General features: G+C 70.0%; 13 protein-coding genes and 1 tRNA gene. 11 read left to right on the forward strand and 3 right to left on the reverse strand.

Translation table 11 applies throughout. The features are described 5' to 3' along the window. The first annotated feature begins 17 nt into the window (after positions 1 to 17). Positions 18 to 1,934 carry an acetate--CoA ligase gene (locus tag AC5RV6_RS07335; RefSeq protein WP_494006661.1) on the forward strand — a complete coding sequence of 639 codons (1,917 nt, stop codon included), beginning with the start codon at positions 18 to 20 and terminating at the stop codon, positions 1,932 to 1,934. 638 nt (positions 1,935 to 2,572) lie between these two features. Here AC5RV6_RS07335 and AC5RV6_RS07340 read toward each other — a convergent pair. The 3 genes from AC5RV6_RS07340 to AC5RV6_RS07350 all read right to left on the reverse strand — a co-directional run bounded on the left by AC5RV6_RS07340 (position 2,573) and on the right by AC5RV6_RS07350 (position 6,217). Next, positions 2,573 to 3,670 (reverse strand): nucleoside/nucleotide kinase family protein, encoded by a 1,098-nt coding sequence (locus AC5RV6_RS07340; protein WP_494006662.1) that lies wholly within the window; start codon positions 3,668 to 3,670, stop codon positions 2,573 to 2,575. Between the two features lie 148 nt (positions 3,671 to 3,818). Next, positions 3,819 to 4,517, reverse strand: coding sequence for a response regulator (locus AC5RV6_RS07345; protein ID WP_494007372.1), 699 nt, complete (start codon positions 4,515 to 4,517; stop codon positions 3,819 to 3,821). A 98-nt stretch (positions 4,518 to 4,615) separates the two neighbouring features. After that, the gene (locus tag AC5RV6_RS07350) at positions 4,616 to 6,217 is read right to left on the reverse strand and encodes an ATP-binding protein (RefSeq protein WP_494006663.1); all 1,602 of its coding nucleotides are present in this window, start codon (positions 6,215 to 6,217) and stop codon (positions 4,616 to 4,618) included. A 135-nt stretch (positions 6,218 to 6,352) separates the two neighbouring features. On the opposite strand from AC5RV6_RS07350, the gene AC5RV6_RS07355 reads away from it, so the two are divergent. From AC5RV6_RS07355 to AC5RV6_RS07400, 10 genes are all read left to right on the forward strand, one after another. Beyond that, a complete protein-coding gene (locus tag AC5RV6_RS07355; protein ID WP_494006664.1) occupies positions 6,353 to 7,777 on the forward strand; it encodes a cation:dicarboxylate symporter family transporter in 1,425 nt (474 codons plus the stop codon). 503 nt (positions 7,778 to 8,280) lie between these two features. Continuing rightward, positions 8,281 to 9,174, forward strand: a complete 894-nt coding sequence (locus AC5RV6_RS07360; RefSeq protein ID WP_494006665.1) for a ParA family protein — start codon at positions 8,281 to 8,283, stop codon at positions 9,172 to 9,174. 31 nt (positions 9,175 to 9,205) lie between these two features. Further along, entirely contained in the window at positions 9,206 to 10,120 is a 915-nt protein-coding gene (locus AC5RV6_RS07365; RefSeq protein ID WP_494006666.1) for a segregation and condensation protein A, read from the forward strand. After that, complete coding sequence (scpB, locus tag AC5RV6_RS07370) at positions 10,104 to 10,763, forward strand: SMC-Scp complex subunit ScpB (RefSeq protein WP_494006667.1); 660 nt, start codon at positions 10,104 to 10,106, stop codon at positions 10,761 to 10,763. The genes AC5RV6_RS07365 and scpB overlap by 17 nt, the downstream gene beginning before the upstream one ends. A gap of 26 nt (positions 10,764 to 10,789) precedes the next feature. Next, positions 10,790 to 12,097 carry a pseudouridine synthase gene (locus AC5RV6_RS07375; RefSeq protein WP_494006668.1) on the forward strand — a complete coding sequence of 436 codons (1,308 nt, stop codon included), beginning with the start codon at positions 10,790 to 10,792 and terminating at the stop codon, positions 12,095 to 12,097. A 4-nt stretch (positions 12,098 to 12,101) separates the two neighbouring features. Beyond that, positions 12,102 to 13,208 (forward strand): prephenate dehydrogenase, encoded by a 1,107-nt coding sequence (locus tag AC5RV6_RS07380; protein WP_494006669.1) that lies wholly within the window; start codon positions 12,102 to 12,104, stop codon positions 13,206 to 13,208. Further along, on the forward strand, positions 13,208 to 13,909 hold the full coding sequence (gene cmk / locus AC5RV6_RS07385) for a (d)CMP kinase (protein ID WP_494006670.1): 702 nt from the start codon (positions 13,208 to 13,210) through the stop codon (positions 13,907 to 13,909). The genes AC5RV6_RS07380 and cmk overlap by 1 nt, the downstream gene beginning before the upstream one ends. A gap of 108 nt (positions 13,910 to 14,017) precedes the next feature. After that, the gene (gene der, locus AC5RV6_RS07390; protein WP_494006671.1) at positions 14,018 to 15,559 is read left to right on the forward strand and encodes a ribosome biogenesis GTPase Der; all 1,542 of its coding nucleotides are present in this window, start codon (positions 14,018 to 14,020) and stop codon (positions 15,557 to 15,559) included. A 213-nt stretch (positions 15,560 to 15,772) separates the two neighbouring features. Next, positions 15,773 to 15,846, forward strand: a tRNA-Pro gene (locus AC5RV6_RS07395). Positions 15,847 to 16,005: 159 nt separating this feature from the next. Further along, positions 16,006 to 16,839, forward strand: a complete 834-nt coding sequence (locus AC5RV6_RS07400) for a BglII/BstYI family type II restriction endonuclease (protein WP_494006672.1) — start codon at positions 16,006 to 16,008, stop codon at positions 16,837 to 16,839. Positions 16,840 to 16,843 lie beyond the last annotated feature (4 nt).

The following is a 16,843-nucleotide window of genomic DNA, read 5'->3' on the forward strand; positions in this document are numbered from 1 at the left end:
GATTCGCGGAGGATGCAATGCAGGTGTACCGGCAGGCTTATGAACGCAGCATCAATGACCCGGAGGGGTTCTGGCTGGAGGCGGCCAAACTCGTGGACTGGGACGCCCCGCCGTCGCGGGCCCTGGACGACGCCAACGCCCCGTTGTACCGCTGGTTTCCGGACGGGCGGCTGAACACCAGCTTCAACGCCCTGGACCGTCACGTGCAGGCCGGACGCGGAGACCAGGCCGCCCTGATCTACGACTCCGCGATGCTGGGCACCACCCGCACCTACACCTACGCAGAGCTGCTCGCCGAAGTGGAGACCTTCGCCGGTGCGCTGCGGGGTCTGGGCGTCGGGGCGGGGGACCGGGTGGTGCTGTACCTGCCGATGATTCCCGAGGCAGTGATCGCCATGCTGGCCTGCGCCCGGCTCGGCGCGGTGCATTCGGTGGTCTTCGGCGGGTTCGCCGCCCGGGAGCTGGCCGCCCGGATCGACGACGCGCAGCCTGCCGTCGTCGTCACCGCGTCCGGCGGGTTCGAGCCCAAGCGCACGGTGGAGTACCTGCCCGCCGTCGCCGAGGCGCTGGCGACCGCCGCGCATCGGGTGGGCGACGTCGTCGTCGTGCACCGCGACGGGTTCGCGCACGAGCCGGCGGAGTTCGCCGGCAGCGGCGCCGCCGCCTGGCACGACTGGGTTGGCCTGACCGAAACCGCGGAGCCGGCCGGCCCGGCGTCGGTGGCCGCCACCGACCCGCTGTACATCCTCTACACCTCCGGTACCACCGGCACGCCCAAGGGCGTGGTGCGGGACAACGGCAGCCACGCCGTCGCCCTGGCCTGGTCCATGGCCAACATCTACGACGTCGCCGGCGGGCAGGTGATGTGGACCGCCTCCGACGTCGGCTGGGTGGTGGGCCACTCGTACATCGTCTACGGGCCGTTGCTGGCCGGTGCGACCACCGTGCTCTACGAGGGCAAGCCGGTAGGCACCCCCGACGCCGGCGCGTTCTGGCGCGTGGCCGCTCAGCACGGCGTCGAGGTGCTGTTCACGGCTCCGACGGCGCTGCGGGCCATTCGGCGGGCCGACCCGGAGGCGGCGCTGTCCGCGGACTACGACCTGTCGAAGCTGCGCACCCTGTTCGCGGCGGGGGAGCGGCTGGATCCGCAGACCTGGGAATGGGCCGGGGAAGCCCTCGGCGTGCCGGTGGTGGACCACTGGTGGCAGACCGAAACCGGGTGGCCGATCTGCGCCAACCCCCGCGGCCTGGACGCGCTGCCGCTGAAGTCCGGTTCGCCCAGCGTGCCCGTGCCCGGGTTCCAGGTGCACGTGCTCGACGGCGCGGGGCACGAGGTGACCGCTGGCACGGAGGGCAACATTGCCCTGAAGCTGCCGCTGCCGCCCGGCACGCTCACCACGCTCTGGGGCAGCGATGAACGGTACCGGTCCTCGTACCTGAGCGCGTTCGAAGGGTTCTACGCCACCGGGGACTCCGGCTACATGGACGAAGACGGGTATGTGTTCGTGATGGGCCGCACCGACGACATCATCAACGTCGCCGGGCACCGGCTCTCCACCGGCGGGCTGGAGCAGGCGGTCGGCGCGCATCCCGCCGTCGCCGAGTGCGCCGTCATCGGGCTGGCGGACGAGCTGAAGGGCCAGCGGCCCACCGCCTGGGTGGTGCTCAAGGCGGGTTTCGACGGCGACCCGGCCGCCGTGCCCGCCGAGGTGGTGGAGCTGGTGCGCCGCCGGGTCGGTGCAGTCGCGGACCTGCGCGAAGTGCACGTGGTGGAGGCGCTCCCCAAGACCCGTTCCGGGAAGATCCTGCGGCGCACCATGCGGCAGATGGCCGACGGCGTCGAGTACACGGTGCCGTCGACCATCGAGGATCCGGCGGTGCTGGAGGCAATCGCCGAGGCGCTGCGGATTTCGGGGGTAGGCGCGGGACGGTAGGCAGCCGCCGACTGCGGAGTGCTCTTCCCGCTACCCGGCGGCGTGCCGAAAAGGCAGGCGCGACGCTACTCAGACAGCCGGAGCAGGCAGCCCGTACTCTCTCGGTCGAACCTGCATTCACCGACGCACCCGCATAGAGAGGACCGATATGCGTGAAGGCTTCAGGGCCCTGCTGGCCTCCGTAGGAGGCATCCTGCTGACTCTTGGAGTTCTTCGGGCGATATCAGGCGCGTGGAGCTTGAGCGCCGCACTGATCGTATTCCTGGTCGGAGTCACACTCTCTTTGAGTGCCTTTTTCGCCCCCTATTTCAAGAATGGGCAGAAAGGGGGCCGATCCGGTGGCGAGTAAACGGGCTGCCCGCCTTCATCCCAGGCAGACTCTTTCGAGAGTCATCCCTGTTGCGTCTGAGCACGCCCCTGTAACGCCGCCGGTTGAAGCCAGTGGGGCGATCTGCTGATGATGCTGCTGCCAATCCTGACGCTGCTCATGGCAGCCGCCTGTTATGTGTTGCTTTTCCGAGTTACTCGGAAAAGCATGGACGCGAAGAGGCGCCGCTATTATTATGCGGCTGCAGCCGCCCTCCTTGTCCTTGGAGCTATGCCGATGCTCCTGTTTATTGATTGGTAGCGCTTCGGCGTTAGACCAGTCGGAAGATCTGGTCTGCCCGGCCGGCCGAAGCCCGGATCAGCTCGGCGTTACGTTCATCGGTGCCCAGCGCCCAGGCCCGTGCGGCTTCCGGGGACTTGCCGAACCGCTCGTGCCGGGCAATCAGCCACTTCCGGCGCAGCTCCTCGTCCGCCGCAATGAACCACACCTCGTCCAGGCAGGCCCGCGCCCGCGGCCACGCGCCGGCGTCGTGCAGCAGGTAGTTACCCTCCGTGATGACCAGCGGCACGTCGGGCCGCACCGGCAGGGCCGAACCGATGGGCTCCTCCAGCTCCCGCCGAAACAGCGGAGCGTAGATCGTCTCTGCAGACTCCGGCCGCTGCGCCCGGATGCGCTCCAGCAGCGCGGCGTATCCGGCGTCGTCGAACGTGTCGACCGCGCCCTTCCGGTCCCTGCGCCCCAGAGCGTCCAATACGTCGTTCGCCAGATGGAAGCCGTCCATCGGGACCAGCACGGCCCGCTCCGGGCCCAGCGCCCGAACCACTTGCTCCGCCACGGTGGACTTGCCCGCGCCCGGAGCCCCGGTGATGCCGAGGATCCGCCGCCCGCCGTCGGCCGCCAGGGCCTCCGCCCGGGCCACCAGATCCGCCAGTGGCACGGCCTCCGGGACCGGGGTGCCCGGCAGGGATTCGCCCCAGCCGCTGACCGCCTGCTTCGGCGCCGTCAGGTCCTTGAAGTACCGGGCCACCGGCCACCGTTCGAAGCCCTGGCTTTCGTAAAGGTGACGGGCTGCCGCATGGCCGGGGTCCCCGCCGGTTTCCACCATCATCATCCGCATCCCGGCCGACCGGATCCGATTCGCCGCGTGATCGATGAGCGAGCGGCCGATGCCCTGGCGCTGCCGCTCGGGATCGACGGCCAGGACGTAAATCTCGCCCATGCTGTCTGCGGGGTGGACACGGGTGCAGGCCCATCCGACCGGCTGCCGCCCGATGAGTGCGACGTCGCAGCAATCGGGCTCGCCATCGAGAACTGACGCCAGATCGTCGTGCTGCCGCCTGCGCCACCCCTGAGGATAGAACGCCTCATAGACGAAGGGCGGAACTGCGGTTTCCAGTTGGGGGAACACGGGCCCCCAGGCTCGAAGGGATAGCTCCAGCACCGCCGCGCGGTAGGCAGCAGAGTAGGGAACTATCCGGATGGCGCTCACGGGAGGTCCTTTCGGTCGTGCAGCTGCGTGGACGGGTAGCCGCCAGGGCCCAACGCGGCGCGGCGGTTCAGCCCTTCCAACGGTATTCGAGCTCCGGCCGGCCCCGGGTGCCGTAGCGCGGGGACCGCTCCGCCGACCGCTGGTCCGCCAGATACTCCAGGTACCGGCGGGCGGTGATCCGCGACATCGCCAGTTCCTCGGCCGCTTCGGTGGCGGACACCGCCACGGGGGAGCGCTTGAGCAGATCCGCGACGGCGCCCAGCGTGTCGGCGGACAGGCCCTTGGGCAGCGGTCCGACGTCGGCCGGCCGCAGCGCCGCGAACATCTTGTCCACGGCGGTCTGCGTGGTGGTGGCCGCCTGCTCGGTCAGCCGGCGCCGGTACTCGGCGTAGGCCGTGAGCTTGGTGCTGAAGGCCGAGAACGTAAACGGCTTGATCAGGTAATGCGTGATGCCGCCGGACAGGGCGCTGCGCACCACTGCAACGTCCCGCACCGCGGTGATCGCGATGACGTCCACCGCCAGTCCGGCGCCGCGGGCCCGGCGCAGCACATCCAGCCCGTGCAGGTCCGGCAGGTTCATGTCCAGCAGCACCAGATCGATCCGGTCCGGCCCGTCCGCCGGCTCCTTCTCCGCGGCGCGCAGGGCCTTGATCGCCTCGGCACCGGTGCGGGCGATGCCGGCGACGGCGAACCCGGGCACCCGGCGCACGTACTCGGCGTGGGCCTCGGCCGGGATCTCCTCGTCCTCCACCACCAGCACGCGGATCGGGGGAAGGGTGTCCGATGCCGGCGCGGCGTCGTCCGGCGTCGGAGCATCCTGCACCGACGGCCCCGGGCTGGCACTGTCGGCGGGCAGCTGCGGGATCACTGCGCCCCCTCCGGTACGGCGGCGGGCAGCAGCACCCGGAAGCGGGCGCCGGTGCCGGGCAGCACCTCGATGCTGCCGCCCAGCCGGGTGACCGACTGCTGCACCAGCGCCAGGCCGACGCCGCGTTCGGCGCCGGTGCCCGGGCGCGGGGTCTTGGTGCTGAAGCCGCGGTCGAAGATCCGGGTGAGCACGTCCGGGGCGACGCCGGGCCCGTCGTCGCGCGCTTCGATCACCGGCCCGCGCCCGTCCGAGGACAGGCACAGCTCCACCCGGGCGGCCGCGGCGTCGAAGGCGTTGTCCAGCAGGTTGCCGATGATGGTGACCAGCTCCACCGGGTCAATGCCGTCACCGGCCCAGGGGCCGCCGCGCCCGTCGTCGGTCCGGATCTCCAGGTCCAGGCCCCGTTCGCGGGCCTGGGCGGCCTTGCCCATGAGCAGGGCGGTGACGGCAGGCTCGGCGACGGCGGCGAGGACCTCGTCGTTGAGCTGCTGGGACTGCTCCAGGTCCGCGGTGGCAAAGCGCAGCGCGTCCTCGCGCCGGTCCAGCTCGATCAGGGACACCAGCGTGTGGATCCGGTTCGCGTGCTCGTGGGTCTGGGCGTTGAGCGCATCGGCGAGGGTGCGCAGGTTCGCCACCTCGCCGGTGAGGGACTCGATGTCGGTGTGGTCGCGCAGCGTGGTGACCGTGCCGAAGCGCCGCGGCCTGGGCCCGGCGGACAGCGCGGCGGCCTGGTTGACCACCAGCACGTGCCGTCCGGTCAGGTGGATCTCCTCGCGGGCGTCGCGGCCGCTGCGCAGCAGCTGCCGCAGCGGCTCCGGCAGGTCCAGCTGCTCCGGCCGGTGCGGGCCCCGGCCGCCTTCGGGCAGGCCCAGCAGCGCCGCGGCCTGGTCGTTGTAGAGCACGACGTCGCCGCGCGGGTCCAGCAGCACCAGTCCGTCCTGGACCGAGTGCAGGGCGGAGTCGTAGAAGGTGAACATGTGCAGCAGCTCCTGCGGCCCGAGCCCGTGCGTGGCGCGGTTCAGGTAGCGGCTGAGCAGCAGCGAGCCGATTGTGCCGAGGACCAGGGCGATGCCGGTGTGCAGCAGCAGTTCGGGCAGCTGCGCGTCCCGCACCAGGTCCACCCGGTCCACCGTGGTGCCGGCGGCGACCAGGCCCAGGACGGCGCCGTCGTCGCCCGTGACCGGCACGACGGCGCGCACCGAGGGTCCCAGCGTGCCGGTGTAGGTCTCGGTGAGGGTGCCGCCGGCCAGCGCCGGGTCCACGGTGCCGATGTAGGGGCGGCCGATCTGCTCCGGCTCGGGATGGGAGAAGCGGGTCCGGTCGGTGTCCATGATGGTCAGGAAGTCCACGCCCACGCGGTCCATCACGCCCTCCGCGTACTCCTGCAGCCCGGCGCCGGAGACCGGCGGCTCCACCGCCTCGCGAACCAGGCTGCTGGCCGCCGCGGTGCCGGCCACGGCGAGCATCCGGTCGGCGGTGGCGTTGTAGGCGCTGTCCTCGGCCTCGGCGTACAGCTCCAGGCCCATGCCGGCGGAGACCAGCAGGATAAAGGCCAGCTGGCCCAGGAACAGCCGGCTGGCCAGGCTCCATCGACGCACCGCACTGCTCCTTCCTATCGGCTCCGGGTCCACGACCGCTGAATGCGCGGCTGCGAACAGTATGAACACAACAGTGACACCAGTCACACGGCGGGCGGAGGGTGGAGGCTGACCTCGCTTACAAGGAGTACACCCATGGCAGCTGCCGCAAGCCAGCCCGCCGGCACGAAGAAGAGCCGGCGGCCGGACAAGACCCATTTCCTCTACATCGCCGTCATCGCGGCCGTCGTCCTCGGAGCGGTGCTTGGCCTGGTGGCCCCCGAGGCGGGGCAGGCAATGAAGCCGCTCGGCACGGCCTTTATCGGGCTGATCAAGATGATGATCGCCCCGGTCATCTTCTGCACCATTGTCCTAGGCATCGGGTCGATCGCCAAAGCCGCCACCGTCGGCAAGGTGGGCGGGCTCGCGCTGGGCTACTTCATCATCATGTCCACCTTCGCCCTGGCCATCGGCCTGGTCGTGGGCAACTTCATCCACCCGGGCGAGGGGCTGGACATCCAGGCCGCGGGCGACGCCGCCCCGGCCGCCCCGGAGGAGGACGGCGGCACCGTCGGCTTCCTGCTGGGCATCATCCCCACCACGCTGCTGGCCTCGCTGACCGGCGAGTCCATCCTGCAGACCCTGTTCGTGGCCCTGCTGGTCGGCTTCGCGCTGCAGAAGATGGGCTCCGCCGGTGCCCCGGTGCTGCAGGGCATCAAGCACATCCAGGTGCTGGTGTTCCGCATCCTGATGATGATCATGTGGCTGGCTCCGGTCGGCGCGTTCGGCGCCATTGCCGCCGTCGTCGGGGAGACCGGCGTCCAGGCCATCGTGTCCATGGCCACTCTGATGATCGCCTTCTACATCACCTGCGCCCTGTTCATCGCCGTGATCCTGGGCGGACTGATGAAGATGGTCACCGGGTTCAACATCTTCAAGCTGATGAAGTACCTGGGCCGCGAGTACCTGCTGATCTTCTCCACCTCCTCCTCCGAGGTGGCCCTGCCGCGCCTGATCGCCAAGATGGAGCACCTGGGCGTCTCCAAGCCCGTGGTCGGCGTGACCGTGCCCACGGGCTACTCCTTCAACCTGGACGGCACCGCGATCTACCTGACCATGGCCGCGCTGTTCGTCTCCTCGGCGATGGGCGTGCCGCTGGACCTGGGCGAGCAGATCTCCCTGCTGGTGTTCATGATCATCGCCTCCAAGGGCGCCGCCGGGGTCACCGGCGCCGGCCTGGCCACCCTGGCCGGCGGCCTGCAGTCGCACCGCCCGGACCTGATCGAGGGCGTGGGCCTGATCGTGGGCATCGACCGGTTCATGTCCGAGGCCCGCGCGCTGACCAACTTCACCGGCAACGCCGTGGCCACCGTGCTGATCGGCACCTGGACCAAGGAAATCGACCGCGACCAGGTCAACGCCGTGCTCAACGGCGAGCGTCCCTTCGATGAGACGACCATGACCGAGGGCATCGCCGAGCCGGCCCGCGCCGACGACGCCGCCCGGGCCGCCGCGCAGGAGCCCGACGGCGCCGCCGCGGCTACCGCCGTCGAGCCCGCCGGTACGGCTCCGCGCCGCTAGGCCGGACCCGGTTCCACCGGCCGCGCGCTCCGTCTCCGGACGGGGCGTGCGGCCGTTTAACCGCCCCGCCGCTGCCGGCCGGCACCTCCCCCCGTGCAGCTGACGCCGCCGACCGGACGGGGCCGCCATCTGTTGTACAGCTGATGCTGCTTACCGGACGGGGCCGTCATCTGTTGTACAGCTGATGCTGCCAAGACGCCTCTGAAGGGACATCCGCTGTACAACGGATTGGGCGGGGATGGCAGGGGACGTGTGTTGTACAGCTGATGCTGCTTACGGGCGGGGCCGTCATCTGTTGTACAGCTGATGCTGCCAAGACGCGTCTGAAGGGACATTTGCTGTACGACAGATTGCAGCACCGCCGCCAAACATTCGAGTTCTACTTGAGCGTCAAGGCTCGCCGGGGCGGACTACTCGATACACGGCAACTAAGTTGCACGGTTGTAACCTTGGTGGAGGACAGCCGAGCAGGACAGCTATCAGACGGAAGCGTGGATTTATACGTGAGCAGCGACCAGGGTTCATCGACTCTGCAGGATACGGCCGACGCCGGCGCCGAACTCGGCCCCACCGGCCGGCCGCTGACCGAGTTCCCGGAGCCGCCCGTCCTCACCTCGCACGGGCCGGCCCGGATCATCGCAATGGTCAACCAGAAGGGCGGGGTGGGCAAGACCACCTCCACCATCAACCTGGGCGCGGCGCTGGCCGAGGCCGGACGCCGGGTGCTGCTGGTGGACTTCGACCCGCAGGGCGCGCTCTCCGCGGGCCTGGGCACCAACCCGCATGAGCTGGACGTGACCGTCTACAACGTGCTGATGGACCGCAAGGTGGACATCCGCGACGCGATCCGCAGCACCGACGTCGAGAACGTCGACGTGCTGCCGGCCAACATCGACCTCTCCGCCGCCGAGGTGCAGCTGGTCAACGAGGTGGCCCGCGAGCAGGTCCTCGAGCGCGCGCTGCGCAAGGTCACCGACGACTACGACGTCATCCTGATCGACTGCCAGCCCTCCCTGGGCCTGCTCACGGTCAACGCGCTGACCGCCGCGCACGGCGTGATCATCCCGCTGATCTGCGAGTTCTTCGCCCTGCGCGCCGTCGCGCTGCTGGTGGAGACCATCGAGAAGGTCCAGGACCGGCTCAACCCGGGACTGCAGGTCGACGGCGTGCTGGCCACCATGTACGACGCGCGCACCCTGCACAGCCGCGAGGTCATCTCCCGGCTGGTCGAGGCGTTCGGCGAAAAGGTCTTCGAGACCGTCATCAAGCGCACCATCAAGTTCGCCGACGCGACGGTGGCGGCCGAGCCGATCACCTCCTACGCCGGCAACCACGCCGGCGCCGACGCCTATCGCCGGCTCGCGAAGGAACTGATTGCCCGCGGCGGCGCTCCCTAGCCGGCCCGCGCCGGCGCCGCCGGAGGACGCCGTGGCCGATGCCGCAGCGCCCGATGCCGCAGCGCAGGAGACAGCGGCCGCCGGGGGAGCAGTGCAGTCCGACGGCGGGACCGCCGCAACCGGTTTCAGCCTCACCCTGGAGAACTTCAGCGGCCCGTTCGAGGTGCTGCTGAACCTGATCTCCAAGCACGAGCTGGACATCACCGAGGTGGCCCTGGCCGCGGTAACCGATGAGTTCATCGCCTACATCCGCCGGCTCGGGGACTCCGGCTCCGCCGCGGCCCTGGACGAGACCACCGAGTTCCTGGTGGTGGCCGCCACCCTGCTGGACCTCAAGGCCGCCCGGCTGCTGCCCGCCGGTCAGGTGGAGGACGAGGGCGACGTCGAGCTGCTGGAGGCCCGGGACCTGCTCTTCGCCCGGCTGCTGCAGTACAAGGCGTTCAAGGAGGTCGCCGGGCTGATCGGAGACCGGCTGGCCGAGGAGGGCCGGCGCTTTCCCCGCCTGGTCACCCTGGAGCCCCGCTTCGCCGCGCTGCTGCCTGAACTGGTCTGGAAGACCAGCCCCGAGCAGCTGGCCGCCCTGGCCGAGAAGGCGCTCACCCCGCGCCAGCCGGCGCCCACCGAGGTGGGCCTGGGGCACCTGCACGCCCCGCCGGTCACCGTCCGCGAGCAGGCGGAGATCCTCGCCGCCCGGCTCGCCGCGGACGGCACGCTCAGCTTCACCGAGCTGGTGGCCGACGCGACCGGCCTGGAAACCGTGGCCCGGTTCCTGGCGCTGCTGGAGATGTTCCGCGACGGCGCGGTCCGCTTCGACCAGGAGGCGCCGCTGGGGGAGCTGCGGATCAGCTGGACCGCGGCCGACGGCGCAGGCTGGAGCGCGGCGTCGCTCAGCGAGGAATACGGAGACGAGCCCGTCCAGGAGGACACCCATGCACCCGACAGCTGAGCCCGACGACCGGGTGGCCGACGGCGCTGCCGGAACCGCAGCGGACGCCGGCGCGGATGACGTCCTCGACGACCGGCGGATCCGCGCCGCGCTGGAGGCGGTGCTGATGGTGGTGGACGAGGCGGTGACCGCCGAGGAGCTCGCCGCGGCGGTGGATGCCCCCGAGGAGCAGGTGCTGCGCTTGCTGGAGGACCTTCGGGCGGACTATGACGGTTATACTGAGAGCGGATCGCAGGCCGTGTCCCGCGGGTTCGAACTGCGGAACGTGGCAGGAGGGTGGCGGATTTTTTCCCGCCCGGAATACTCCGACGCCGTTTCGCGCTTCGTCCTCGAAGGGCAGACGGCCCGGCTGACCCAGGCGGCGCTGGAGACCCTGGCGGTCATCGCCTACCGGCAGCCGGTATCCCGGGCACGGGTCTCGGCGATCCGTGGAGTCAACGTCGACTCCGTGGTCCGGACCCTCGTCCAGCGCGGACTGGTCGAGGAGCTAGGCACCGACCCGGAGTCCGGGGCGCTGCTGTACGGCACCACCTCATACTTCCTCGAACGGCTGGGACTGCGCACCCTGGAGGAACTCCCGCGCATTTCGCCCCACCTTCCGGGGCTGGAAAACCTGGCCGACTTCGAAGAGACCGCTTACTGACAGCTACACCCTAAGGACACACTTATATGGCACAGGCACCCCGCTCCGGTTCAGGCCGCGGCAACCCCCGCGGCGGAGGCTCCGGCGGCTCCGGCCGCTCCGGTTCCGGCCGTCCGGGCCGCCCCGGCGGCGGCAGCGGCAGCTCCTACGGCCGCGGTGCCGGCCGCTCCGGCTCCTCCTTCGGCTCCGGTTCGGGCCGCGACGGCGGCTCCTACGGTTCCGGCCGCCCCGCCCGTGAGGGCGGCTCCTACAGCGGAGGCCGCGACGCCGGTTCCAGCCGCGGCGCCGCCCGCCCGGCCCGTGACAACGCCGGGTCCGGCTACGGCCGCGACCGCCGCGAGGGCGGCTACGAGGGTGGCCGGGACCGCCGCGAGGGCGGCTTCGACGGCGCCCGCTCGGGCCGTTCGGCAGGTGCCGGCCGTCCCGCCGGCAAGTCCGGCGCCGGGGCCCGTGCCGGCCAAAGCCGCGCCGGCAAGCCCGGCCGTCCGGTCAAGCAGGGGGACCGCCCGTTCGGCAAGGACCGCTTCGGCGCCAACCTGGGTCCGGTGAAGGCTCCGCACAAGCGCCGTCCCCGCCCGCAGGTGATCTCCGACCAGCACACCGAGGACGGCGTGCGGCTGCAGAAGGTCATGGCCTCCGCCGGCGTCGCCTCCCGGCGGGTCTGCGAGGACATGATCGAAGAGGGCCGCGTGGAGGTCAACGGTCAAGTCGTCACCGAGCTCGGCGTCCGCGTCGATCCGAAGACCGCCGTCATCCACGTGGACGGCCTGCGCGTGCAGCTGAACGAGAACATGCGCTACTACGTGTTCAACAAGCCCCGCGGCGTGGTCTCCACCATGGACGACCCCGAGGGCCGGCCCTGCATCAGCGACTACGTGAAGAACAGCCAGCGCAACGAGCGGCTCTTCCACGTCGGCCGGCTGGACACCAACACCGAGGGCCTGCTGCTGCTGACCAACGACGGCGAGCTGGCCAACCGCCTCACCCACCCCTCCTACGAGGTGCCCAAGACCTACCTGGTGCAGGTCCGCGCCCCGCTGCCGCACGGCATCGGCGCGCAGCTGCGCGGCGGCATCGAGCTGGAGGACGGCTTCCAGAGCGTCGACTCGTTCAAGCTGGTGGACTCCACTCCCGGCCACGTGCTGGTCGAGGTGGTGCTGCACTCGGGCAAGAACCGCATTGTCCGCCGCCTGTTCTCCGCAGTCGGGCACCCGGTGGAGCGCCTGGTGCGCACCCAGATGGGCCCCATCCGCGTCGGGGACCAGAAGCAGGGCACCGTCCGCGCGCTGAGCAGCACCGAGATCGGCCACCTGCTGGCCGCCGTCGGGCTCTAACCGCATGTCGGTGCAGGACGAACCGGGCACCCACCTGTCCGGGCCCGTGCTGGTGGTGGGCACCGGGCTGCTCGGCACCAGCATCGGGCTGGGGCTGCGCAGCCGCGGCGTGGACGTGCTGCTGACCGATGTGTCGCCGTCGGCCGCCGCGGTCGCCCGCGACATCGGCGCCGGCCGGCTGCTCGAGGAGGCGCCCGACGCCGCCCCGCAGCTGGTCGTGGTCGCCGCCCCGCCGGACGTCACCGCCCGCCTCGCGGCGCAGGCGCTGGCGGACTTCCCGGACGCCGTCGTCGTCGACATCGCCAGCGTGAAGTCCGCGGTGGCCGAGGAGCTGCGCGCCCTGGGCGCGGACCTGACCCGCTTCGTGGGCACGCATCCGATGGCCGGCCGGGAGAAGTCCGGGCCGGTGGCCGCCCGCGCCCAGCTGTTCGCCGGCGCGCCCTGGGTGATCTGCGCCGGGCCCGACGCCCTGCCCGGTGCGGTGCGCTGCGCCGAGGCCCTCGCCGTGGACCTGGGCGCCGTCGTCGTGCGCCTGTCCGCGGAGGAGCACGACCGGTCCGTGGCGCTGATTTCGCATCTGCCGCAGGTGATGGCCTCGCTGCTTGCCTCCCGGCTGCAGGACACCCCCGGCAGCGCGCTGGCGCTTGCCGGCAACGGGCTGCGGGACACCACCCGGATCGCCGCCAGCGAGCCCGGACTGTGGGTGCAGATCCTCAGCGGCAACGCCTCCCGGCTGGTCGAGCACCTGTACGGGGTGCGTGAGGACCTGAACCGGCTGATCAACACGCTGGAGAACCCGGCGGCCGACGGCGCGCGGCTGGACCTGGCGCAGCTGATCTCCGAGGGCAACGCCGGGCAGGCCCGGATTCCGGGCAAGCACGGCGCTCCGCCGCAGTCCTTCGCCACCTGCACCGTGCTGGTCGATGACACCCCCGGGCAGATCGCCAGGCTGCTGACCGAGGTGGGCGAGATCGGCGTGAACCTTGAAGACCTGCGACTGGAGCACTCCGCCGGGCTGCAGGTGGGCCGCGCCGAACTGTCGGTGCTGCCCAGCCGGCTCAACGGGCTGGTGCAGGAACTGATGAACCGCGGCTGGAAGGTAGTGCAGTAGTGAACCCCGAACGTGACCCCGCCACATTCCGCCAGGGCAAGCCCCTGGTGGTCGCCATCGACGGGCCGTCCGGCTCCGGCAAGTCCAGCATCAGCCGTGAGGCCGCCCGCCGGCTGCACGCCGCGTACCTGGACACCGGTGCCATGTACCGGGCGGTGACGCTGTCCTGCATGCGCGCCGGCATCGACCTGACCGACGCGATCGCCGTCGAGGCCGCCGCCAAGGCCGCCGTGATCGAGCTGTCCACCTCGCCCGACGCCGAGTGGGTGCGCGTCGGGGGAGAGGACGTGACCGAGGAGATCCGCGAACCGAAGGTCTCCGCCGCCGTCTCCGCCGTCGCCACCACCCTGGGCGCCCGCGCCGAGCTGGTCCGCCGGCAGCAGCAGATGATCGCCGAGTCCGGGCTGCGGATCGTGGCCGAGGGCCGGGACATCACCACCGTCGTCGCGCCCCATGCCGAGGTGCGGATCCTGCTCACCGCCTCCGAGGAGGCGCGGATGCGCCGCCGCGGGATCCAGCTCGGCGGCACCCAGACCGCCGTCCAGCTCAAGGAGCAGGTGCTGGCCCGGGATGCGAAGGACTCCACCGTGGTGAACTTCCAGCAGGCCGCGGACGGGGTGGTCACCATCGACTCCTCGGACCTGGACTTCGAACAGACCGTGCAGGCCGTGCTGGACACGGTCTTCACCGCCACCCACTGACGCTTCGCCCGGCGGCCCGCCGGGCACCATTTGCCCGTGTTTGAATGGAACGGTGCAGCCCGTCGATCGGCCTGCTGGGCAGACCTCAACGGAAAGAAAGCAATTCTCATGAATGCCAACCCCCTCCACGACGACTCCTCCGCCGAGGAGTACGTCCCGGCCGGCGAGGACCAGGTCGTCGAGCGCCTGGCCGCCATGGACGAGGACGAGGCCAACCTGCGCGCCGAATCGCTGCGCGCCGGCCTGGCCGACTACGACCTGGACGACGAGGACGCCGCGCTGCTCGCCGGCGAGCTCGAGGAGGACGGCGAGTACGTCGCCCCCGCCCCGGACCCGGTGGTCGCCATCGTGGGCCGGCCCAACGTGGGCAAGTCCTCCCTGGTCAACCGCATCCTGGGCCGCCGCGAGGCCGTCGTCGAGGACACCCCCGGCGTGACCCGTGACCGGGTGGCGTACAAGGCGGAGTGGAACGGCCGCCGCTTCACCCTGGTGGACACCGGCGGCTGGGAGCACGATGCCCGCGGCATCCACTCCCGGGTGGCGGACCAGGCGGAGATCGCCGTCGACGTCGCCGACGCCGTCATGCTCGTGGTGGATGCCACCGTGGGCATCACCGCCACCGACGAGGCCGTGGTGAAGATGCTGCGCCGCAAGAAGAAGCCGGTGATCGTCGTCGCCAACAAGGTGGACGACATCCAGAACGAGGCTGACGCCTCGGTGCTGTGGAACCTGGGCCTGGGCGAGCCGCATCCGGTCTCCGCGCTGCATGGGCGCGGAACCGGCGACATGCTCGACGCCGTCATGGAGGTACTGCCCGAGCATTCCGCCTACGCCGCGCTGGACGCCGGCGGCGGGCCCCGCCGGGTGGCGCTGATCGGCCGGCCGAACGTGGGCAAGTCCTCGCTGCTGAACAAGCTGGCCGGCACCGACCGGGTGGTCGTGGACGACCTGGCCGGCACCACCCGTGACCCGGTGGATGAGCTGATTGAGCTCGGCGGCAAGACCTGGCGCTTCGTGGACACCGCCGGTATCCGCCGCCGCCAGCACATGGCCCAGGGCGCGGACTTCTACGCGTCGCTGCGCACGCAGGCCGCGCTGGAGAAGGCGGAGGTCGCCGTCGTGCTGCTGGCCGTGGACGAGGTGCTCAGCGAGCAGGATGTGCGCATCCTGCAGCTGGCCGTCGACTCCGGCCGGGCGCTGGTGCTCGCGTTCAACAAGTGGGACCTGCTCGACGACGAGCGGCGCCGTTACCTGGAGCTGGAGATCGAGCGGGACCTGGCGCACGTGGCCTGGGCGCCGCGCGTGAACATCTCCGCCCGGACCGGCTGGCACAAGGACCGCCTGGTGCCGGCGCTGGAGACCTCGCTGGAGAACTGGGACCGCCGCATCCCCACCGGCAAGCTCAACGCCTTCCTGGGCGAGCTGGTGGCCGCACATCCGCACCCGGTGCGCGGCGGCAAGCAGCCCCGCATCCTGTTCGCCACGCAGGCCTCCAGCCGGCCGCCGAAGTTCGTGCTGTTCACCACCGGGTTTCTGGACCCGGGGTACCGCCGCTTCATCACCCGCCGGCTGCGTGAGACCTTCGACTTCGAGGGCACGCCCATCGAGGTCTCCATGCGCGTGCGCGAGAAGCGCAGCCGGAAGAAGTAGTTCTTCGGCTCTGAGCCGTCCGGGGAAGCCCCGGCTGCCGTTCCCTGCGGGGCGGCGGCCGGGGCTTCCGTCGTTCCGGATGCGATCCGCGCTGTGACAGGGGAGGGATCGGGGGAGATGTTGCCCAGCTCACGGCTGCGGATGCGACGAAACGGCCTGGTGTGGTGTAAGGTATTTGAGGTGGTTCGGCCGGAAGAAGTTCCGGATGGATCGCGGGTTGTGGCGCAGCTTGGTAGCGCACTTGACTGGGGGTCAAGGGGTCGCAGGTTCAAATCCTGTCAACCCGACAGCTAAAAGCCCCGGCGGGATTATCCTGCCGGGGCTTTTTTGATGCCTTCTTCGTTGCGGCTTGTCGGATCATTGCACCTCTCTGACGCACCAAGATCTTCTGTCACACGGCTGGTGGGCAAACTGCTCCGAACGGTATTGAGCTAAAGTCATTCATCATGGACCTCACTACTTCTTACCGTTCCGTCCTCCCAACTTCTATCCTTGATCGGTATAGCTTCCTGGAGACTCGAAATGCTGCCGCTGTTATGAAAGCGGCTAATTCCGATTGCTTTGATGAGCTGGTGGACGTTCTGGAGAACTTCAGGCTTTATGACGCCGACCTACTCATCCCCGGCGGAAATCGGGGCCAGATTGCCACGCGCCTTGACGGACACTTCGAAGACCTGGGGTGGCGGGCTGTACGAATCAACACCGAGTTCAGGCTGGTCGGCAAGATGAAGCCAACCACTAGTGCACGTGAGTACACCGACGAGTTCGTCGAGTCCACTGTCTACAACGACGGCTTTGAGGTGGATAACATGAAGGGCCGAGTGGCCATCGACGTAGAGTGGAACGCCAAAGACGGCAACCTTGACCGAGACCTGGCAGCATACCGCTCCCTGTATGAGCTTGGCCTCATCGACGCCGCTGCTCTCCTTACCCGGGACCACGAGGGCATCCGCCGCCTGTCGTCCGACAAACTGAGGAGTTCCGATGCGGCCCGCCGCCTCGGAACGACTACTACGACCAACATGGAGAAGCTGAAACCGCGCATGACACGTGGTGATTCTGGCGGTTGCCCGCTGCTTGCTGTGGGTATCAGCGAGTCAACGTGGGCTGGGCGGGGCGTTCCGCGTCCCGGTGAAGAGCATTCGACGGTGGAGGATCTACTTGATGCGTACCTTGCGGCACAGGCAGCGAAGAAGCGACTGAAAGGGCACGACGCAGCTCTGACTGACGATGAGCTGGACGAGGTCATCGGGTCAGCTGCTGACAGTGCGGGGACATAGAATG

The organism is Arthrobacter saudimassiliensis, from assembly GCF_059090665.1.